Raw genomic sequence first — 19,380 nt, 5'->3', positions numbered from 1 at the left:
GCGTCGAGAAGGACTCGGCGGACGACGGCGACGCCGAGAAGGTCGGCGCCAAGAAGGACGACTCCGAAGGAGGCCAGAAGTGACCGCCGCACTTTCCCCGCTGGCCCAAGGCGAAACCGCGAACAACAGCGCGCTCAACATCGGCATCTTCGCACTGTTCGTCGTGGTCACCATGGTCATCGTGTTCCGGGCCAGCCGGAACACCAAGACCGCCTCCGACTACTATGCGGGCGGCCGCGCGTTCACCGGCCCGCAGAACGGCATCGCCATCGCCGGTGACTACCTGTCGGCGGCGTCGTTCCTCGGCATCGCCGGCGCGATCGCGGTCTACGGCTACGACGGCTTCCTTTACTCCATCGGCTTCCTGGTCGCCTGGCTGGTGGCGCTGCTGCTGGTCGCGGAGCTGCTGCGGAACACCGGCAAGTACACGATGGGCGACGTGCTCAGCTTCCGGATGAGGGAACGTCCGGTGCGCACCGCCGCGTCGCTGTCCACCCTGGCCGTGACGTTCTTCTACCTCCTCGCGCAGATGGCCGGTGCCGGTGGCCTGGTCGCGCTGCTGCTGGGCATCACGAACAAGACCGGCCAGGCCGCGGTGATCTTCGTCGTCGGCGCGCTGATGATCGTGTACGTGCTGGTCGGCGGCATGAAGGGCACCACCTGGGTGCAGATCATCAAGGCGGTGCTGCTGATCGCCGGCGCCTTCGTGATGACCATCTGGGTGCTCGCCATGTACGGCTTCAACCTGTCGGGGCTGCTCGGCGCGGCCGCCGACGTCGCCGGGGACAAGGTGCTCAACCCGGGCGCCCAGTACGGCAAGACCGAGATCAGCAAGCTGGACTTCGTCTCGCTGGGCATCGCGCTGGTGCTGGGCACCGCGGGCCTGCCGCACGTGCTGATGCGCTTCTACACCGTGCCCACCGCCAAGGAAGCCCGCCGCTCGGTGGTCTGGGCGATCTGGCTGATCGGCCTGTTCTACCTGTTCACGCTGGTCCTGGGCTACGGCGCCGGGGCGCTGGTCGGCTCCGACGTGATCAAGAAGGCGCCGGGCGGGGTGAACTCGGCGGCGCCGCTGCTGGCGCTGGAGATCGGCGGCCCGCTGCTGCTGGGCTTCATCTCCGCGGTCGCGTTCGCGACGATCCTGGCGGTCGTCGCCGGCCTGACGATCACCGCGTCCGCCTCGTTCGCGCACGACATCTACGCGAACGTGATCAAGAAGGGCAAGGTCGACGACAAGGGCCAAGAGGTCAAGGTCGCCCGGATCACCGCGGTGGTCATCGGCATCGTGTCGATCCTGGGCGGCATCGCGGCCAACGGCCAGAACATCGCGTTCCTGGTGGCGCTGGCGTTCGCGGTCGCCGCTTCGGCGAACCTGCCGACGCTGCTGTACTCGCTGTTCTGGAAGCGGTTCAACACCAACGGCGCGCTGTGGAGCATCTACGGCGGTCTGGCGGTCACCATCGGGCTGATCGTCCTCTCGCCCGCCGTTTCCGGCGCCGAGGACGCGATGTTCCCGTCGCTGGACTTCGCGCTGTTCCCGCTGAAGAACCCGGGCCTGGTGTCGATCCCGGTGTCCTTCCTGCTCGGCTACCTCGGCACGGTGCTGAGCAAGGAGCCGTCCAACGAGGAGAAGCACGCGGAGATGGAGGTCCGGTCGCTGACCGGCGCCGGCGCGGAGAAGGCCGTCTCGCACTGACGCGCTGAACCGCTCCATCCTGAAACAGGCGCCCCGTCCGGCCGTGAGCCGGGCGGGGCGCTTTGTCATGGATCGTTCGCGTCAGGCGGCGCTCAGCTCGGATTCGGCGGCCGTGAAGTGCACTTCCCACATGTCGCCGTCGGCTCGGCGAGGTGGGACGCGAGCCAGCAGGGCCTGCACGCGCGGGTCGGTCATCCGCACGAACCCGGCGAACCGCGGCGATCCGCCGCCCTCCGGAACCGTCGCCAGATGTCCCCAGTCGCTGCCGTTCGGCCAGCGGATAATGGCTCGACGAGACATGGCTTTCCTTCCTGCCGGGCGGATTCCGCGAACGGATCTGAATCGAACAAGCACACTGTGGCACGGAACATCACGAAAACGGCGATTTCTTCGGGATCTCCGACCGAAAGCGTGATCAACTACGAAATGGTCTCGTGTTATCGCAGGTGGGGGCGGGTTTGCTCGGGCTGCGGGTTGCTCGTGAGGCATCCACCGGCGCGAAAAGCGAGTCTCTTACGCGGGCACCACGCATCGCGTGGCAGCATCGGGGTGTGACTACTCCAGTTCCCGGTCATCAGGTGCCCGGCGTGCAGCCGGAAGAGCTACCCGCCCAGCTGCCCGAGGGCAGCGTGCTGCTCGACGTGCGCGAGGCGAACGAGTGGCAGGCCGGGCACGCGCCCGAGGCCGTGCACCTCCCGATGAGCGAGCTCGTGCAGCGGCTCGACGAGATCCCGGAGGCCGACCAGGTCTTCGTGATCTGCCGCTCCGGCGGCCGGTCGGCGAAGGTCGCCGCGTATCTCAACGCCAACGGCTGGGACGCGGTGAACGTCGAGCGCGGCATGAACGGCTGGTCGGCCATCGGGCGACCGCTGGTCTCCGACGACGCCGACGGCGAGCCGTACGTGCTGTGACCGCCCGACCTCCCGGCCCCGGCCGGCCGCGCGTGGAGTGGGTCGCCACTCCACCGGGCGGCCCGCGGCGGATCCGGCCGCCACGCCGACCGCGCCGCTACACCGGCCCGCCGGCCTACCCGGCCGTGCCGCGCTGGGGGTTCCCGCTGCTCGCGTGGCGGTGGCCGCTGGCGTTGCCGCTGCGGCCGCACGTCGATCCGATGGTGCGGGCGGTGTCCGCCGCCGGGACGGCGGTGGTGGCGCTGTGGATCACCGCCGGGATGGCGGGGCTGGCCACCTTCGCGGAGTGCTGGCGGTACGTGATGCTGCTGATCAGCCGCAGCCAAGCGCTTCCGCGCACGCCGCTGGCGATCTCCGACGTGCTGGTCGGCACGACCGGCTCGATCCTCTGGGTGCTGGGCGTGCTCTCCGGCGTACTCGTCGTGCTGTGGGGCCTGCGGGCGCGCGCCGCGGCCGCGGAGCGAATCGAGGTGCAGAACGCCCGACCGGACTGGCAGGTGGTCGTCGGCGTCCTGGTGCCAGGGCTGAACCTGTCCGTGCCGGGCTCGACACTGGCGGAGCTGGAGCATTCCGTGCTCGTCGCGGAAGGCGTGCGCGAGCGGGGCGAGCGGCCGTTCCCGACGCTGCGCGTCCGGCTCTGGTGGGCGGCGTGGGTGGGAACCCTGCTGTTCGGCTGGTTCTCGTTCGGCTGGGGATTCTTCGGCAGCGTCCAGGCCCAGGCGGACGGCGTCGTGCTGCATGCGCTCAACAACGCCCTGGTCACGACCCTGGCGATCATGACCGCACTGATGATCAAGTACCTGATGCGGCTGCTCGCCCCGCTGGACCCGACGGAGCTCAAGCACCTCCGGGTCCGCGCGGTCCGCGCCGCGCCGCCCGCGCCCCGGGCCACCCGCCCCGCCAACGCCCCGCGCTGACCGCCCGATGCACCTCGCCGAGCTGAAGCTCTCGGCAGCCCCTGGCCCGTGCGTGTTTTGTGCTGCTATGGCGACACAAAACACACACGGGTCCCGTGACCAGGAGAAACCCGGCCCTGCGGGATGCCCGAATTGCGGTGTGTCACAGATGCCGGAAGTGGATCGAGATCGCCCGGATAATGGGCGCCGTGCGCCAACCGACCCCCGACGTCGTCGCGCACCGAGGAGCCTCGGCGCATCGCGCCGAGCACACCCGCGGTGCCTACGAACTGGCCCTCCAACAGGGCGCCGACGCGCTCGAATGCGATATCCGGGTCAGCCGGGACGGCCACCTGGTGTGCGTGCACGACCGGCGCATCGACCGGACCTCCAGTGGCCGCGGCGTGGTCAGCGAGCTGACCGTCGCCGCGATGTCCGAAGTGGACTTCGGCGGCTGGCACCAGGAGCCGCCGGAGTCCGCGGACGACCTGGTGCGTGGCCCGGCCGCGCAGCCCGAGCACGGCGTCCTGCTGCTCGACGAACTCCTCGGCCTGGTCCGGGACCACCCGCGCCCGGTCCGGCTGTTCATCGAGACCAAGCACCCGGTGCGCTACGGCGGGCTGGTGGAGCGCAAGCTCGTCGCACTGCTGGCCAGGCACGGCTTGGCGACGCCGGCGGACCGGGAGAACTCGCCGGTGCTGATGATGTCGTTCGCCCAGTCCGCGGTGCGCCGGTTCCACGAGGCCGCGCCCGGCGTGCCGACGGTCCTGCTGTTCGACCGGTTCCGCGGCTCGTTGCGCTCCGGCGTGCTGCCGCCGTGGGCGGACCTCGCCGGGCCGGACGTCCGCTTGCTGCGCGAGGATCCGGGATTCGTCGCGCGCGCGGCCGCGCTCGGCCGCGACACGTACTGCTGGACGGTCGACGAGCCCGCGGACATCGAGCTGTGCCGCAGCGCCGGAGTGCGCTTCGTGGCGACCAACGCGCCCGCGTCCACCCGCTTCCACCTGGCTGAATCGGGCGTCGCGCAGTTCGGTAGCGTCACGACGAATTGACCATGAGCGAGGGGATCTGAAGTGTCGAAGCGAACCGCACCCAAGCCCCAGGCGGACACCGGGATCAAGCCGCGCCAGCCCTGCCCGTGCGGTTCCGGGAAGCGCTACAAGGCTTGCCACGGCGCCGCGGGCGGTGCCGCCGACGTGATCGTGACCAGGCCGTTCGAGGGTTTGGCCGCGGAATGCGAGCTGGTGGCGCTGCGCGAGTTCGTGCCGTCGGCGACGGCGAAGCTGCCACTGCGCGGCGAGGGCGAGGTCACGCTCGCGACGGTGCTGCCGATGGCCGCCGCCGCGCTGCGGCGCAACGACGACAAGTCCTTCATCGGGCTCCAGGTGCAGACTCATTCCGGTGATATCAGCCGGGATCTCGCGCGGGCGCTGGAGTGGGTGCAGGCCGCCGAGATCGGCGAGTCGCTGTCGGTGGTGGGCCCGGAGACGGCCGAGCCCGGCACCGTTCCCGCCCGCCTGCAGGACCTGCTCGACCCGGCCGCGCCGCTGGACGTCGAGCTGCACAAGGACTTCGCCTGGTGGCTGCCCGGCGACGTGGAGCCGACCGGCGAGGTCGCGCTGTCCCTGGAGCGCGCGAACGCGGCGATCATGCCGACCGACCGGCTGACCGGCGAAGGCGTGGAATCCGCGTACTGGGTCGACGCGGGCGAGAAGGCCCACCTGCGGTGGGTGCGCCCGGAGCCCGAGGAGCAGCTGCTGGCGGCGCTCGCGCGGCTGTCCGCCCGGGGCGAGCTGACGCTCGGCGAGGACAGCAAGTACGCGGGATCGTTCCGCGCGCACGGCCTGCTGGTGCCGGTGTGGGACCTCGACCGCGAGAAGCACGCGCGCGAGTGGGACGAGCCCGCCGCGGCGCTCGGGCGTCGGCTGGCCGAGGCCCTAGGCTCGCTCGACGCGGAGCCGCTGGACGCGGCGGAGCGGCGCGCCCGCGACGGCCTCCGCGGCCGCCAGGTCACCATCCGCTGAGCTCTGGGGTCGGGCGGTTCCGGCCGGAGCCGCCCGACCAAGCTCCACAGTGGACCGATGTCTCGGTCGCCGAGAATTCCGTTCTAGTCGCGGGGAATCGCCTCGATGCGAGCCATGTTCTGCTCGCCCCATTCCCCGAGCGGCATCAGCGCCGCGATCAGCGAGCTCCCGAATTCCGTCAGCGAGTACTCCACCTTCGGCGGCACCTGGTGGTACAGCTCGCGGTGCACCAGGCCGCTCGTCACCATCTCCTTGAGCTGCAGGATCAGCACCCGCTCGCTGATCTCCGGGATCGCGCGCCGCAGCTCGCCGAAGCGCAGCGTCGCGAAGTTCAGCTCCCACAGGATCAGCGACTTCCACTTGCCGCCCATCACGTCGATCGCGGCATCCAACCCGCAGGTGTACTTGTTCCGCTTCATCCCGGGCTCCTACTGGCAAAAAGTTCAGTACCCGACAAAATAGTCGGTACTTGATCAATGGTCAGCGCCGCCGCGAGGATCGAATGCGCCAACGCATCGACCTCGAAAGAGCTGACATTGAACTGGAGCACGACCATGACCGGTGGCAAGCGCACGGCGGTGACCGTCCTCGGGCTGGGGAACATGGGCGCGGCGCTGGCCACGGCCTTCCTGGCCGCCGGGCACCCGACGACGGTGTGGAACCGCAACCCGGAGAAGGCCGCGCCGCTGGTCGCCGAGGGCGCAGTGCACGCCGAAGCGATAGCGGACGCGGTCGCGGCCAGCCCGCTGATCATCGCTTGCCTGACCACCTACGACGCCACGCTCGAAGCCCTGGAGCCCGCCGCCGGCGCGCTGGCCGGTAGCACCCTGATCACGCTGAACAGCGGAACTCCCAGCGGCGCCCGCGAGATGGCCGACTGGGCGATCGGCAACGGAGCGCGCTTCCTGGACGGCGCCGTGAAGAACGTCCCGGAGGCGGTCGCGAAGCCGGACACGCTGCTGTACTACAGCGGCGACAAGGCCGTTTTCGACGAGCACGAGCAGACACTGCGAGTGCTCGGCGGCGACACCCAGTACCTCGGTGCCGACGTGGATCTCGCCGCGCTGTACGAGATGGCGGTCGGCGCCACGCTGCTGCCCGCCCTCCTGGGATTCTTCGAGGGCGCGGCCCTGGTCACGAAGCGCGGGACGCCCGCGAGCGCGCTGGTGCCCTACGCCGTCAAGTGGTTGGAGATGATCGGTTCGGTGTTGCCGAAGTTCGCGGCGGAGATCGACTCCGGCGACTACAGCGACCCGTCCTCGACGGTGGGCCTGTTCTACGCGGGCAGCGCCCACGACGACGAGCTCGAGGCGGCGAACATCGACGTCGGCTGGCGCGCGCCGATGAACGAACTGCTGCGGCGCGCGGTCGCCGAAGGGCATGGCGAGCACAGCATTTCGGCGCTGGTCGAGATGCTCCGGAAGCCCGAGCCCGTCGGTGCCACTGGGCCGAACGGGTGATCAACATTCCGGTCGGGCAACCGACCGGCGCGTTGCGGCGTGTCATCCCATGGCGATGCCCGACGTTTAGGGGGTGGAGGGTTGACCGCGCACCTGCCCACAGTGCCGACCGCCGCCGAGGCGTCCGGTGTCTACCGTGGGCGGGCACGTCGGGGGGACATGGCGGCGGCAGAGGATGATTTCGCGGAGTTCGTCCGGGTAGCACTACCCGGGCTGATGCGCTACGGCCACGCCCTGACCGGCAACCCGCACGACGCCGCGGACCTGGTGCAGACCGTGCTGGAGAAGGTCGGCGCCCGCTGGGCGAAGATCAGCCGGAACTGCGCGGATCCCACCGCCTACGTGCGCAAGGCGATGGCGAACACGCACGTCAGCCGCTGGCGGCGGACGCGCCGGGAAACGCTGCTCGCGGATTTCCCGGACATTCCCGCCGCCATCCAGCAGGATCGCCTGGAGCACGAGCCGCTGTGGGTCGCGCTGCGATCTCTGCCACCGAGGCAACGCGCGGTGGTCGTGCTTCGTTACTACGAGGGACTTTCCGAGCTCGAGATCGCCGACACGCTCGGCATCAGCTGCGGAACGGTGAAGAGCCAGGCCAGCAAGGCGATGGCGACGCTGCGGAAGCGACTCGGGCCGCTGGTGGGAGGAGGTGACGTGTGATGGATCTGGAGGACGAGCTGCAGCGGGTCCTCCGGGACGACCGGCTGGACATCCCGGTGCGAACCGGGGCGGAGTGGTCGCTGGTGGCCGGCGCGCGTCGCCGCAGGCAACGCAACGGCATGCTGGCCGCGACGGGCAGCGCACTGGCCGCGATGCTGCTGGTGGGCGGCGGGATCGCGCTGGTCAGCCACGACTCGGACGGACCGCTGCAACCGGCGGTGCCGCCCGTCGTGCAACCGGAGCCGAACCCGGGCTCGACCGCGCCGCTGCAACCGCCGCAGCCGCCACCGCCCGCGCCGCCGGCGCCGCATCAGCCGGGCCAGGTGCCGCATCAGCCGAACCTCACGACCCCGCCGACCAGCAAGCCGCTGCCGCCGGAGATCCTGCTGACGACCACCTCGGAGCCCGACCCGACGACCTCGGCGACGCAGACCTCCAAGCCGAACCCGACCTCGTCTCAGAACCCCGCCACCGAACCCAACTCGCCCGGCGGGTAGCGCGAGGGCTCAGAGGGAGCCGCCGGCGGTTCGGGGCGCCGTCGCGTCGACCCCTTCGTCGCCGACCGTTTCGCGGGCCAGGTAGTTCTCCACGTCGAAGAGGTTGCCCTTGGAGCGGTCGACCACGTTCAGCAGCGTCGACATCGAGGAGACCTCCTCGACCTGCTCCTTCAGGAACCACTGCATGAACTGCTCGCCGAGGTAGTCGCCCTCCTCGCGGGCGGTCTTGGCCAGCGTTTCGATCTCGCGGGTGACCTCGCGCTCCTGCTCCAGGGCGAGCGCGACGAGTTCGCGGGTCTCGGTGAAGTCGTTGCGCACCTGCTCGATGGCCGGGATGTTCGGCTTGACGTTGTTGTCCATCAGGTACTGGACGATCATCATCGCGTGGTTGCGCTCTTCCAGCGCCTGGCGGTAGAAGTGCGCGGCCAGCCGCGGCAGGTCCTCGTTGTCGAACCAGACCGCGACCGCGATGTACTGATGCGAGGCGGTGAATTCATTGCGCACCTGCTCCTGCAGCAGGTGCTCGAAACGGGATTCCTTGTGTTGAATCTTCTTCGCGGTGACAGCCATGCCCTCAATATACTCTGGAATAAGTCCAGATACATTTCAGGCAAGCCTAATAATTCTATGGTTAACCTTGGCTGATCACCCTTTAGACAAGGCAATCCTCAGATAAATAAGCCAAGCCAAACCTATGCTGTTTGTGCTGGTAGAGAAGCCGTTGTTGCCGCGAGTGGCGAATGTTTCGCGCCGCGTCACTAATTCGGGTGACCATTGTCGGATGAAGGGCGCCTTCGATCGGCCATATCGATTGGGGCGCCCTTCGTTTGACGCTCGATCAAGTGATGGAATGGCAAATCGACTTCGCCCGCGGAGTTCATGGATTAAGCGGGGCTCGGGTGATGGGGCAGGACATGCACCGCGGGCCGCCCCGGCCGGAACCGAGTTCGGAACCGCTGATCCGCAGCACCTCGATCCCGGCGTCCTCGAGTCGCGCGTTGGTCTCGGCATTGCGCTCGTAGGCCACCACCACACCGGGCGCCAAGGCGAGCGTGTTGTTGCCGTCCTCCCACTGCTCGCGTTCCGCGGTCACCGGGTCCAGGCCGGTGTCGATCACCCGCAGGTGGTCGATGCCCATCGCGTCCGCCGCGGCGGTCAGGAAGGGCGTCGGGCCGGACACCTTCAGCTCGCCGTCCAGCGGGCGCAGCGTGAAGGCCTCCAGCGAATGCTGGATCGCCGGGTACATCACCACGGCGTCGCGGTCGACCATCGTGCACACCGTGTCCAGGTGCATCGAGGCCCGGGCCTGCTCGATCGGCACGGCCAGCACGGTGTGCGCCAGGTCGTCGGCGAACATCGAGCGGGCGAGCGACTCCGCGCCGGCCGGCGTGGTGCGCTCGCCGACTCCGATGGCCACCACGCCCGGCGCGAGCAGCAGCACGTCGCCGCCCTCGACGGGCGCGGAGTGCGCGCCGTAGGCGCGGGCGGAGTGCGAGAACCGCGGGTGGTAGGCGTAGATCAGGTCGGTGAGCGCGGATTCGCGGCGGCGCGCGGGCATCGCGAGGGCCGCGATCGCGACCCGGTCGTCGATCCACACCGACGAGTCCCGGGTGAACAGCAGGTTCGGCAGCGGGTCGATGGCGAAGTCGTGCGGGCGGTGCATCCGGCGCACCAGGGACTCGCCCTCCGCGGCGGGCAGCTCCTCGAACGTCATGCCCGCGATCAGGGTCCCGGCCAGCGCGGAATCGTCCACGCTGGACAGGTGGGAGCGAAGCGTGTCGGCGATCTCCGTGCCCACCCTGAGCTCGTCCACGCCCGCGAGCACGGCCGCAGCCCGGGCGCGGGTGTCGCGCAGCGCTTCGGTGAGCAGATCGCGCAGCAGCAGCACTTCGACGCCCCGGTTGCGGAGCACCTCGGCGAACGCGTCGTGCTCCTCCTGGGCGCGATCGACCCATGGGATCGCGTCGAACAGGAGTTGGTCGCTGTTGCGCGGCGTGAGCCGCTTCAGCTCCGTGCCCGGTCGATGCAGGAGCACCGTGTGCAGCGGGCCGACCTCGCTCTGGACGTGTGGTTCGGTCACGATGAGCAGCCTAACCGCGACGAACGGAAACGTCCGTCATCGGCGACGATTTCGATCAATCATTAAGAAATGCGCTCATGTGACCATCGAATCGTTGCGTGAAATGGACGATCGCTTCGCCGTCTGGAACGCAGAGCGGGTTTCCGATTTTGCCTACGACTGGAGCCCCGCGCGGGTGTCAGGGCAGCCAGCCGACGCGGCCGCGCAGGGCGGCGTAGCCGACGAAGGCCACCACGTCGATCAGCGCGTGGCCGACGACCAGCGGCCACAGCCGGTTCGTGCGCTGCCAGGCGCGCCCGTAGACCAGGCCCATCACGACGTTGCCGACGAACCCGCCGAAGCCCTGGTACAGGTGGTAGCTGCCGCGCAGCACCGCCGACGCCCACAGCGCCCGGTTCTCCGACCAGCCCAGCTGCCGCAGCCGGGTCAGCAGGTAGGCCACCACCAGGACCTCTTCGGCGAAGGAGTTGCCGAACGCGGCCAGCGTCAGCACCGGCGCCCGCCACCACGCCGCGTCCAAAGTGGAGGGCTGGACGGTGAGGCTGAGGCCCAGGGCGTGCGCGATGAGGTACAGGCCCAGGCCGGGGATGCCGATCAGGGCCGCGAGCCCCAGCCCGCCGGCGATGTCCCGCCCGAGGCGGGAGCGGTCCAGGCCCACCTGCCGCAGCGCCATCCCGCCGCGCCACAGCAGGTACACCCCCAAGCCGCCCCAGGCGAACAGCCGCAGCACGTTCGTCAGCTGCGCGAGCATGTCGATCAGCCCGAGCTCCGCCTGCGGCACGTTGATCGCGGCGTGCTGGTCGGCCAGCGGTTCCGGGCGCAGCAGTGCGTCCAGCAGCGACAGGAGGCTCTGCAGGCCGGAAAGCCCGAGCGTCACGGTGAAGACCACGAACAGCTCGATGATGATCGCCCTGCGCTCCGACCGGTCCGCGATCGTCGCGGGCTCGCCGGGCCGGGTCGGGGTCAGCCATGCGCGCAGGGTGCTCACGCGTCGAACCGTACCCGGATCGGTGCTGCCGGCGGCCGGGCGTTCGAGGTCTGGAAATACCGGGAAATCCGCGCGCGGAACTGGTCACCGCCCCCGACGCGTCGGATCGGCATAGGTCCGGCGGAGGTGGGCATGGATGTGTTCGTGTGGGGCTCGGCGGACACCGATTGCGCGGTGCGCGTGCTGCAGGCGCTGCATCGCTTCGAGGTGCTCGACGGGCCGCTCGGTTCGGCCGATCTGTTCGGCGTCCGGGACGGTGCCCTGGTCGAGATGCGGCACAGCGATCCGGGCGGGTTGCTGGTGCGGTTCACCGACGGGCGCCGGCCCGGCCAGGCGGCGATCGTGGCGCACGCGTTCCTCTGGATGATCACCCGCGACGCGTCGGTGGAGGAGGCGATGCTGGTGGGCCCGGGCACCGAGCCGCTGCGCTTCCGCGACGGCCGCATCCAGCGCCCCATCCCGCTCAACGAGCGCTGCCCCGACGACTGAGCCCGCGGGGTTTGAAGCGAACGGCCTCTTCACTCCGCCTACCGAGGCGAACGGTCCGTTCGCTCCGTCGGCGGGGTGGCAGGTGATGGCGGCGCGAACGGCCGGTTGTCGCCGTCGGTTGAGGTGAACGGGCCGTTCGCGCTGTCTATCGAGGCGAACGGGCCGTTCGCTCCGTTCCGCCGAAGGCGTCAGGCCTGGCGTTGCTGGGCGAGGAAGGGGCAGCCGACGAGGCGGCGGAGTTCCGCGCCGAGGTGCTCGGTCGTGCTGACCGGGCGGGAGAACGCCAGCCGCACGTCGTGATCGCCGTCGGTCGACTCAACCCGCAGCCGCAGGCCGTACTTGTCCAGCCCGAGCGGGCGGATGTGCCCGCCGCGCAGCTTTTCCGGCAGGTGCCGGGCGAGCAGCCCGACGACGTCGCGGTGCGACAGCTCCAGGTGCCGCAGCCACGCGTCCTCCTGCATGCAGAACGGATCCGGCGTGGCGGCCTGGAAATCTGCCGGGTCCACCGAGCCGGTGCCCTCCGAATCCGCCAGCACGAGCGACGCGGACTCCAGCCGCAGGACGCTCGCGCCGTGCCCGGCGTCGAGCAGTCGCGGGTCCGGCCGCTCGTCGGCGACCGAGAGCACGGCGTCGCGGGCCTCTGGGCCGTCGAGCAGTCGCACCCAGCCGGTCAGCCACAGCAGTCCGCGCACCGGCTCGCGCAGCCGGACCGGCGTCGGGTCGGTGAGTTCCAGGACGGCGGCCAGTTCGGTGCGCGGGGCCTGCCAGGCGGCGGCGATCAGCGGGTGCTCGTCCGCCAGGAGCACGGTTGCGGAGCCATCGGCGTGCACGTGGTGTAGCAGCGGCGCGATGCGCGCCGAGTTCTCGCCGGCCGGCAGGAGCGCTGCGCGGCCGCCGCGTTTGGCGATGCTCCTGGCACGTTCGGCAGCGCTCGGCGTCGCGGGCCGGCGAATGGTCGTCTCACCCACTGCTCACCTCCAACTTAGGCAAGCCTAACTTAAATGTGTCGTGTGGGGAAGTCGCCTCATCGGGCGCACGCGCTCGCCTAGGCGGCCCCACTGCCCGCGCATCCTCTTATTACCAGCTGGAACGCCGCCGTGGGGCGGCAACCGGAGTAGTGCCCCCAGGGGCGGTGCGAGCGTTGTCGGCCCCGGGAGGATGATGATGTCCAAACCAGGCGAGGGAGGCCTACATGACCCCGCCCGACGTCCGTTTATCGGGCACCTTTGTTCACTGTCCGGTACGGCATTAGCGTGTCAGCCGTGTCAAGCGCTGTTGAGCTTCGCGCGCCCGGTCCGCGCGGCATCCCGCCCCTGTTCGCCCGTCTGGTTGACGACGCGGCGCTGTTCCCGCCAGGAACCGCCGCCGTGCCGCAGGCGGTGGCCGACCATCTGGAGGCGCGTGGCGGCGAGTACACGGGCCTGCTGGGGCCGATGCTGTGCAAGGCCTCCCGGCTGGCCGAGCTGATCACCGAACTGGCGAAGGTGAAGCCGGCGTCGCCGGTGCCGCTCTCGCTGGTGTGCGACACCGGGCTGGGCGGCGTGCCCAAGGCCCTGTCGATCATCGAGGGACGGCAGGAACTGCTGGCGCTGCGGATGGTCGAGATGCCCGCGCCGTCGGACGTCGACGACATCTGGCTGGAGCGCGTGTCGGAGTTCGTGCCCGAGGACATCATCCGGGTCGTCGAGCCGCGGCGCGGCGGCGACGGCTGGCTGGACGGCATCCGGCGGGTCGCCGAGCACGGCTGCTGGCCCAAGCTGCGCTGCGGCGGGCAGACCGCCGAATCGGTGCCGTCCATCGACGTGGTCACCGACTTCCTCGCGGTGGCGGGCTCCCTCGACGTCCCGTTCAAGGCCACCACCGGGCTGCACAAGGCGGTGCGCGGCACCGACCCGGAGACCGGGTTCACCCATCACGGCTTCCTCAACGTCCTCGTCGCGACCGCGCGCTCGCTGTCCGGCAAGGATGTTCGGGCGGCGCTGGCCAGCACCGACGGCGCCGCGCTGGCCGGGGAGGCGCGCGCCCTGTCCGACGACGCGGCCAACGCGGTGCGCGACGTCTTCGCCTCCTACGGCTCGTGCTCGTTGCAGGACCCCGTCACCGAACTCGAAGGATTGGGACTGCTTTGACCTGGATCGAGGACCCCGAGTTCGCCCCGGACAAGCCGTTCGGCCCGCAGACGCTGCCCTACGGGGTGCTGGTGACCGGCGGCGGTCCGGTCATCGCGGTGCGCGTCGGGCGGCATGCGCTGCCGCTGCGCGGCATCGCCGGGGAACTCGGTCCTCGACTCGTCGAACTGGTCTCCGGCGACTCGCTCGATTCGCTGCTGGCCGCGGGCCGCGACCGCTGGCGTGAGCTGCGGGAGCGGCTCACCGAGCTCGTCACGGCCGATCGGGCGCCGGCGGGCGCGAACCTGGTGCGCACCGACTGGCACACCCTGGTGCTGCCGTTCGCGGTCGGCGACTACGTCGACTTCTTCTCGTCGCGGCACCACGCGGAGAACGTCGGCCGAATCTTCCGCCGCGCCACCGAGCCGCTGCCCGAGAACTGGTCGCACCTGCCCGTCGCCTACCACGGCCGCGCGGGCACCGTATACGTCTCCGGCACCGACATCCACCGCCCGAGCGGGCAGCGCAAGGCCGCCGGCGACCTGCAGCCCGCGTTCGGCCCGACGCGGCGGCTGGACTTCGAGGCGGAGGTCGGCTTCGTCTGCGGCGGCGAACCGGCCGCCCGGGTGTCCACTTCGGACTTCGCGGAGCACGTGTTCGGGGTGGCGCTGGTCAACGACTGGTCGGCGCGGGACATCCAGGCCTGGGAGTCCAAGCCGCTGGGGCCGTTCCTGGCCAAGTCGTTCGCCACCTCGGTCGCCGGGTGGATCACGCCGCTGGAAGCGTTCGAGCAGGCCAGGGTGCCGACGCCGGAGCCGGCGCACGCGCTGCAGTCCTACCTCGTCGAGGACGAGCCGTGGGGGCTGGACCTGCGGCTGGAGGTGCGCTGCAACGAGACGTTGCTGGCCTCGCCGCGGTTCGAGCACATGAGCTGGTCGCCCGCGCAGCAGCTGGCGCACATGACCGTGAACGGCGCGCCGGTGCGCCCGGGCGACCTGTTCGCCTCCGGGACCGTGTCCGGGCCGGAGCGCGACCAGCGGGGCTGCCTGCTGGAGCTGACCTGGGGCGGAGCGGAGCCGATCACGCTGCAAGACGGCGAGCAGCGGACCTTCCTCCAGGACGGGGACCGGGTGACACTGAGTGGCAGCGCGCCGGGGCCCGACGGTTCGGTGATCGGGCTCGGCGAGGTGACCGGCACGGTGCTGGCCGCCGCTCGGAGGTGACGCGATGGCCCAACCCAGCTCCGAGTCGATCCGCGGCCCGATGGGCCTGCCGCGCGACGCCCAGCCGGGCACCAAGGAGAGCTCGCTGACCCTCGATCGCGGGCTCAGCCTGCTGCAGGCCGTGGCGGACGCGGAGAGCGAAGCGCCCACCATCAGCGACCTGGCGGCGACCGTCGGCGTCAGCCGCGCGGCCGTGTACCGGCTGCTCGGGCCGTTGCAGAGCCGCGGCCTGGTGCGTCGCGAGGGCTCGAAGGTGCGGCTCGGGCTCGGCGTGCTGTGGCTGGCCGGGCGGGTGCTGCCGCAGTTGCGCATCGCATCGATGCCCGCCTTGCGGGCGTTGGCGGAGAAGGTCGGCGCGACGGTGCACCTGACCGTGGCCGACGGCAGCGAGGCGCAGGCCGTGGCGGTCGTCGAGCCGTCGTGGACCAGCTTCCACGTGTCGTACCGGGTCGGCAGCCGTCATCCGGTGCAGCGCGGCGCGGCCGGTCGCGCCGTGGACCTGCCGCCGGGCGGGCCGCCGTGGATCGCCAGCAGCAGCGATCTGCAGCCGGGCGCGTTCGCGGTCGCCGCGCCGGTACGCGGGGTGCCGGGGCTGCGCGCCAGCGTCGGCGTAGTGGCCCTGCAGCCGTTGGTGCCGGAGGAGATCGGGCCGTTGGTGCTGGAGACGGCCGAGGCGGTCGCCGAAGCCCTGCGCTGAGCCCCGTGCCCGATTTTGCCTGAAATCGGAGTTCTGCCCTTTCCGTTCCGCCTGCTCAGCGGGTGTTTCCCGAGCCGAATCCGGCACCTTTCGATGATCTTGGTCATGTATCGTTTTCGCAGGTCAGAGACATATGTGAACAGCGTGTTCACGTTTGCTTCCGAGGCGATCGCCCGGGTAGAGATGGAGCGTCGTCGAGCGCTCGACGCCCTCCCCGCAAGCAATCGTCGAGAGGACGTCATGACCATCCTGATCACCGCCGCGACCGGGAACGTCGGCCGCAACGTGCTGCGCCTAGTGGCGGCGGCGGGCGAGCAGGTGCGTGCGCTGACCCGCGATCCCGAGGCCGAGTTCCCCGCCGGGGTGCAGGCCGCGCTGGGCGACCTCGCCGCGCCGGACACCCTGGATGCCGCGTTCCAGGACATCGACCGGCTGTTCCTGTTCCCCGTGCCGCAGACCGCGCGCGACGTGGTGGATGCGGCGAAGCGGGCCGGGGTGCGGCGCATCGTCGTGCTGTCCTCCGGCGCCGTGACCGGCGGTTTCGACACCGATTTCCACCTGCCGGTCGAGCAGGCCGTGGAGGCCTCCGGCCTGGAGTGGACGCACGTCCGGCCCGGCGAGTTCGCGATGAACAAGCTGGCGCTGTGGGGCCCGTCGATCCGGGCCGAAGGCGTGGTGCGCGACCCGAACCCGGACGTCGCCTGGTATCCGATGCACGAACTGGACATCGCCGAGGTCGCGGCCGACGCGCTGCTGGCGGACGGGCACGCGGGCCGGGCCTACGACGTCAACGGCCCGGACCTGCTCACCTACCGCGAGCAGGTCCGGGCCATCGGAGACGCGATCGGCCGTGAGATCCGCTTCGAGGTCATCGGCCGGGAGCGGGCGCGGGAGCTCTACCTCGCGCAGGGCGGATTCGCGGCGGCGAACGCGGATTTCCTGCTCGGCTTCGAGGACTACTCGGGCGCGGAGCAGGATCCGGCGGAGCCCGCGGAGCTCGACGCCCTCCCGGCGATGCCGACGGCGGAGCCGGTCACCGGCCGGGCCCGCGGCTTCGCCGAGTGGGCCCGCGACCACGCCGTCGACTTCCGCCCGACCGGGTGGTGAGCGGGGGCGGCCTGCACCCGCGTGCAGGCCGCTCCTCACCTGGAAAGGGCTTGGCCGAGGTCCGCCCAGATGTCGTCGGGATCTTCGATGCCGACCGACATGCGGATGACGCCTTCGCCGATGCCGACCTCGCGCAACTGCTCGTCGGTGAGCTGGCGGTGCGAGGTGCTCGCCGGGTGCAGCACCAGCGTCTCGACGCCGCCCAGCGACGGGCCGAGCGACGCCAGCCGCGTTGCCTGCACGAAGGTCAGCCCGGCCGCCCTGCTGCCCAGGTCGAAGGTCAGCACACCGCCGTTGCCGGTCAGCAGCTTCCGCGCCTGCTCGTGGCTGGGGTGCGACGGCAGGCCCGGGTAGTGCACGGTCCGCACCGCCGGGTGCTCGGCGAGCCGTTCGGCGATGAACTGGGCGCTCGCGCAGTGCTGGCGCATCCGCAGCGCGAGCGTCTGCACCCCGCGCAGCGTCAGCCACGCCGCGAAGGGATCCGCGGACGCGCCGATCTCCACCAGCTCCGGCCACAGCTCGCGGTGCAGTTCGGCGTCCGCGAACACCGCGATCCCGCCCAGCACGTCGGAGTGACCGCCCAGGTACTTCGTCGTCGAGTGCACGACGACGTCCGCGCCGTGTTCGATCGGGCGGCACAGCAGCGGGGTGGCGAAGGTGTTGTCCACGACGTTGATCAGCCCCGCCTCGCGGCCCACCGCGAACATCCCGGGCAGGTCGCCGACCTCGACCATCGGGTTCGAGATCGTCTCCGCGTAGAGCAGCTTGGTGTTCGGCCGCAGCGCCTGCCGCGCCTCCGCCGGCCCCGACACGTAGCTGACCTCGATGCCCCAGCGGTGCGCCAGGTTCTCGAAGGACGCGAACGTGCCGCCGTAGAGGCTGCGCTGGGCGATCACGTGGTCGCCGCTGCTCAGCAGCGTCATCAGCACCGAGTTGATCGCGCCCATGCCGGAGCCGGTCGCGAAGCCCGCCTGCCCGCCCTCCAGTTCGGCGATGGTGTCCTCCAGCGCCCGCACCGTCGGGTTGCCCATCCGCGAGTAGACCGGCGCGCCGTCCGGGTTCGTCATGCCGTCGGCGACGACGGCGGGATCGTCGAAGGCGAAGCCGGAGGTCTGGTAGAGCGGCGCGGTCAGTGGCCGCCCCTCGGGGACCTCCGGGGTTTTGATGTGGACGCAGCGGGTGTTCAGGTGGGTCATGAGAACAGGCTTCCCGCGGCGGCGGCCCGCGGGAAGCGCCAATGGGGTAGATTGGCTCCTCGATGGAACCAATTTCGCTGGACCGTGTCGTGGGATTGCTCGGCCGCTGGCCCGCGCAGCGCGGCCCGCTGCACGAGCTGCTCGCCGGTCGGTTGCGGCAGCTGATCGAAGACGGCAGCCTGCCGCCGGACACCGTGCTGCCGCCCGACCGCGCGCTGGCCGGCGCGCTCGCGGTCGGCCGCAACACCGTCGTGGCCGCCTACCGGACGCTCCGCGAAGAAGGCCGGCTCGAACGCCGCCAGGGCAGCGGAACCCGCGTCACGTCGGCGTGGCTCGCCGCCGCCCGCAACGCCGCCGTCGAGTCGGCCAGCCCGATGTACCTGCACCTGCTCGAACCCGCGGACGGCGCGATCCAGCTCAACTGCGCGAGCCCGCTGCTGCCGCCGCCGGAACTCGCCGAGCTACTGCCGGAGGTGACCGGCCGGCTCGCCGCCATCGGCCCCGACATGGGCTACCACCCGGCCGGTGTTCCCGAGTTGCGGCAGGCGCTCGCCGACCGCTACACGCGGCGCGGCGCGCCGACCCGCGCCGAGCAGATCCTCGTCACGAACGGGGCGCAGCAGGCCCTGTCGTTGCTGATCCGGCTGCTCGTCGCGCCCGGCGACGAGGTGCTGCTCGCCGCCCCGACCTATCCGGGTTCGTTCGAGCTGTCCCAGGAGGCCGGTGCCCGGATTCGCGCGGTCCGCGCCGGCGACGGGCTCGACCTGGCCGGTTACCTGCGCGCGGTGGCGGATCGCCCGGCCCTGGCGTACCTGATCTCCGCTTTCCACAACCCGACCGGCGAACTGCTGCCGTCGTTGCAGCGCCGCCGACTGGCGGAGGCCTGCGAGCGGCACGGCGTCCCGCTGATCGACGACGAGGTGTTGGCCGAACTCGACCTCGACGAGGCGGCCCCGGAGCCGCTGGACGGCGCGGCGGTAATCAACGTGGGCTCGCTGAGCAAACTGGTCTGGGGCGGCCTGCGGGTCGGCTGGGTGCGCGCGCCGGAGCCGCTGATCACGAGGCTGGCGCGGCTGCGGGCGGTGCACGATCTCGGCGGCCCGGTGCTGGACCAGTGGCTCGCCACCGCCCTGCTGCCGCGGCTGGAGGAGGTGCGCGGGCGGCGGATCGCCGAACTCCGCGCCCGGCGCGACCGCCTCTGCGCCGAACTCGACGCGAACCTGCCGTGGACGTTCCGGGTGCCCTCGGGCGGCCAGACGCTCTGGGCCACGCTGCCCTACGGCAACGCGAGCGCCTTCGCCCAGCACGCGCTGCGGTTCGGCGTCGCGGTGCTGCCGGGGCAGTCGCT

21 protein-coding genes are annotated in these 19,380 nt (G+C 70.9%); 14 read left to right on the top strand and 7 right to left on the bottom strand.

Translation table 11 applies throughout. The features are described from left to right. Positions 1 to 172 precede the first annotated feature (172 nt). The gene (locus AB0I53_RS00105) at positions 173 to 1,696 is read left to right on the top strand and encodes a cation acetate symporter (RefSeq protein ID WP_358594600.1); all 1,524 of its coding nucleotides are present in this window, start codon (positions 173 to 175) and stop codon (positions 1,694 to 1,696) included. Positions 1,697 to 1,777: 81 nt separating this feature from the next. Here the strand turns inward: AB0I53_RS00105 and AB0I53_RS00100 are convergent, their stop codons facing one another. Further along, positions 1,778 to 1,996 (bottom strand): hypothetical protein, encoded by a 219-nt coding sequence (locus AB0I53_RS00100; protein ID WP_358594029.1) that lies wholly within the window; start codon positions 1,994 to 1,996, stop codon positions 1,778 to 1,780. Positions 1,997 to 2,283: 287 nt separating this feature from the next. Here AB0I53_RS00100 and AB0I53_RS00095 point away from each other — a divergent pair, with 287 nt between their 5' ends. The 4 genes from AB0I53_RS00095 to AB0I53_RS00080 all read left to right on the top strand — a co-directional run bounded on the left by AB0I53_RS00095 (position 2,284) and on the right by AB0I53_RS00080 (position 5,527). Beyond that, positions 2,284 to 2,607 (top strand): rhodanese-like domain-containing protein, encoded by a 324-nt coding sequence (locus AB0I53_RS00095; protein ID WP_358594597.1) that lies wholly within the window; start codon positions 2,284 to 2,286, stop codon positions 2,605 to 2,607. After that, a complete protein-coding gene (locus tag AB0I53_RS00090) occupies positions 2,604 to 3,524 on the top strand; it encodes a DUF4328 domain-containing protein (RefSeq protein WP_358594027.1) in 921 nt (306 codons plus the stop codon). Before AB0I53_RS00095 ends, AB0I53_RS00090 begins: the two co-directional genes overlap by 4 nt. 179 nt (positions 3,525 to 3,703) lie before the next feature. Next, positions 3,704 to 4,555 carry a glycerophosphodiester phosphodiesterase family protein gene (locus AB0I53_RS00085; RefSeq protein ID WP_358594025.1) on the top strand — a complete coding sequence of 284 codons (852 nt, stop codon included), beginning with the start codon at positions 3,704 to 3,706 and terminating at the stop codon, positions 4,553 to 4,555. Positions 4,556 to 4,576: 21 nt separating this feature from the next. Then, entirely contained in the window at positions 4,577 to 5,527 is a 951-nt protein-coding gene (locus tag AB0I53_RS00080; RefSeq protein ID WP_358594023.1) for a DUF5926 family protein, read from the top strand. Between the two features lie 83 nt (positions 5,528 to 5,610). Here the strand turns inward: AB0I53_RS00080 and AB0I53_RS00075 are convergent, their stop codons facing one another. Further along, positions 5,611 to 5,946 carry a helix-turn-helix domain-containing protein gene (locus tag AB0I53_RS00075; protein WP_358594021.1) on the bottom strand — a complete coding sequence of 112 codons (336 nt, stop codon included), beginning with the start codon at positions 5,944 to 5,946 and terminating at the stop codon, positions 5,611 to 5,613. Positions 5,947 to 6,081: 135 nt separating this feature from the next. On the opposite strand from AB0I53_RS00075, the gene AB0I53_RS00070 reads away from it, so the two are divergent. The 3 genes from AB0I53_RS00070 (at position 6,082) to AB0I53_RS00060 (ending at position 8,144) form a co-directional block, all read left to right on the top strand. Beyond that, positions 6,082 to 6,987 (top strand): NAD(P)-binding domain-containing protein, encoded by a 906-nt coding sequence (locus AB0I53_RS00070; RefSeq protein ID WP_358594019.1) that lies wholly within the window; start codon positions 6,082 to 6,084, stop codon positions 6,985 to 6,987. 159 nt (positions 6,988 to 7,146) lie between these two features. Continuing rightward, a complete protein-coding gene (locus AB0I53_RS00065) occupies positions 7,147 to 7,647 on the top strand; it encodes a SigE family RNA polymerase sigma factor (protein ID WP_358594594.1) in 501 nt (166 codons plus the stop codon). Continuing rightward, the gene (locus AB0I53_RS00060) at positions 7,647 to 8,144 is read left to right on the top strand and encodes a hypothetical protein (RefSeq protein WP_358594017.1); all 498 of its coding nucleotides are present in this window, start codon (positions 7,647 to 7,649) and stop codon (positions 8,142 to 8,144) included. Before AB0I53_RS00065 ends, AB0I53_RS00060 begins: the two co-directional genes overlap by 1 nt. 9 nt (positions 8,145 to 8,153) lie before the next feature. Here AB0I53_RS00060 and AB0I53_RS00055 read toward each other — a convergent pair whose 3' ends face one another. From AB0I53_RS00055 to AB0I53_RS00045, 3 genes are all read right to left on the bottom strand, one after another. Continuing rightward, positions 8,154 to 8,714 (bottom strand): ferritin, encoded by a 561-nt coding sequence (locus tag AB0I53_RS00055; RefSeq protein WP_358594015.1) that lies wholly within the window; start codon positions 8,712 to 8,714, stop codon positions 8,154 to 8,156. A 307-nt stretch (positions 8,715 to 9,021) separates the two neighbouring features. Beyond that, on the bottom strand, positions 9,022 to 10,224 hold the full coding sequence (gene arcA, locus AB0I53_RS00050) for an arginine deiminase (RefSeq protein WP_358594013.1): 1,203 nt from the start codon (positions 10,222 to 10,224) through the stop codon (positions 9,022 to 9,024). 178 nt (positions 10,225 to 10,402) lie between these two features. Next, positions 10,403 to 11,203, bottom strand: coding sequence for a CPBP family intramembrane glutamic endopeptidase (locus tag AB0I53_RS00045; protein ID WP_358594591.1), 801 nt, complete (start codon positions 11,201 to 11,203; stop codon positions 10,403 to 10,405). Between the two features lie 141 nt (positions 11,204 to 11,344). Here AB0I53_RS00045 and AB0I53_RS00040 point away from each other — a divergent pair, with 141 nt between their 5' ends. Further along, positions 11,345 to 11,701, top strand: coding sequence for a hypothetical protein (locus AB0I53_RS00040; protein WP_358594011.1), 357 nt, complete (start codon positions 11,345 to 11,347; stop codon positions 11,699 to 11,701). Positions 11,702 to 11,889: 188 nt separating this feature from the next. Here the strand turns inward: AB0I53_RS00040 and AB0I53_RS00035 are convergent, their stop codons facing one another. Further along, on the bottom strand, positions 11,890 to 12,669 hold the full coding sequence (locus AB0I53_RS00035) for a DUF2470 domain-containing protein (protein ID WP_358594009.1): 780 nt from the start codon (positions 12,667 to 12,669) through the stop codon (positions 11,890 to 11,892). Positions 12,670 to 12,963: 294 nt separating this feature from the next. On the opposite strand from AB0I53_RS00035, the gene AB0I53_RS00030 reads away from it, so the two are divergent. The 4 genes from AB0I53_RS00030 to AB0I53_RS00015 all read left to right on the top strand — a co-directional run bounded on the left by AB0I53_RS00030 (position 12,964) and on the right by AB0I53_RS00015 (position 16,836). After that, positions 12,964 to 13,830: a hypothetical protein gene (locus AB0I53_RS00030; RefSeq protein WP_358594007.1), complete on the top strand. Its 867-nt coding sequence runs from the start codon at positions 12,964 to 12,966 to the stop codon at positions 13,828 to 13,830. After that, a complete protein-coding gene (locus tag AB0I53_RS00025) occupies positions 13,827 to 15,032 on the top strand; it encodes a fumarylacetoacetate hydrolase family protein (RefSeq protein WP_358594005.1) in 1,206 nt (401 codons plus the stop codon). Before AB0I53_RS00030 ends, AB0I53_RS00025 begins: the two co-directional genes overlap by 4 nt. A gap of 40 nt (positions 15,033 to 15,072) precedes the next feature. Beyond that, positions 15,073 to 15,729, top strand: a complete 657-nt coding sequence (locus tag AB0I53_RS00020) for a helix-turn-helix domain-containing protein (protein WP_358594588.1) — start codon at positions 15,073 to 15,075, stop codon at positions 15,727 to 15,729. Between the two features lie 240 nt (positions 15,730 to 15,969). Then, positions 15,970 to 16,836, top strand: a complete 867-nt coding sequence (locus AB0I53_RS00015) for an NAD(P)H-binding protein (RefSeq protein WP_358594003.1) — start codon at positions 15,970 to 15,972, stop codon at positions 16,834 to 16,836. Positions 16,837 to 16,871: 35 nt separating this feature from the next. On the opposite strand, the gene AB0I53_RS00010 is transcribed toward AB0I53_RS00015, so the two are convergent. Beyond that, complete coding sequence (locus AB0I53_RS00010; RefSeq protein ID WP_358594002.1) at positions 16,872 to 18,032, bottom strand: PLP-dependent aspartate aminotransferase family protein; 1,161 nt, start codon at positions 18,030 to 18,032, stop codon at positions 16,872 to 16,874. Between the two features lie 62 nt (positions 18,033 to 18,094). Here AB0I53_RS00010 and AB0I53_RS00005 point away from each other — a divergent pair. Beyond that, positions 18,095 to 19,380: PLP-dependent aminotransferase family protein (locus tag AB0I53_RS00005; protein ID WP_358594000.1), on the top strand; the 1,286-nt coding region annotated here is incomplete at its 3' end.

This window comes from Saccharopolyspora sp. NPDC050389, from assembly GCF_040655595.1.
In the GTDB taxonomy this organism is placed as follows: Bacteria; Actinomycetota; Actinomycetes; order Mycobacteriales; family Pseudonocardiaceae; genus Saccharopolyspora.
Note: the sequence above shows the minus strand (reverse complement) of the source record. Positions and strands in the feature narration are given on the sequence as shown.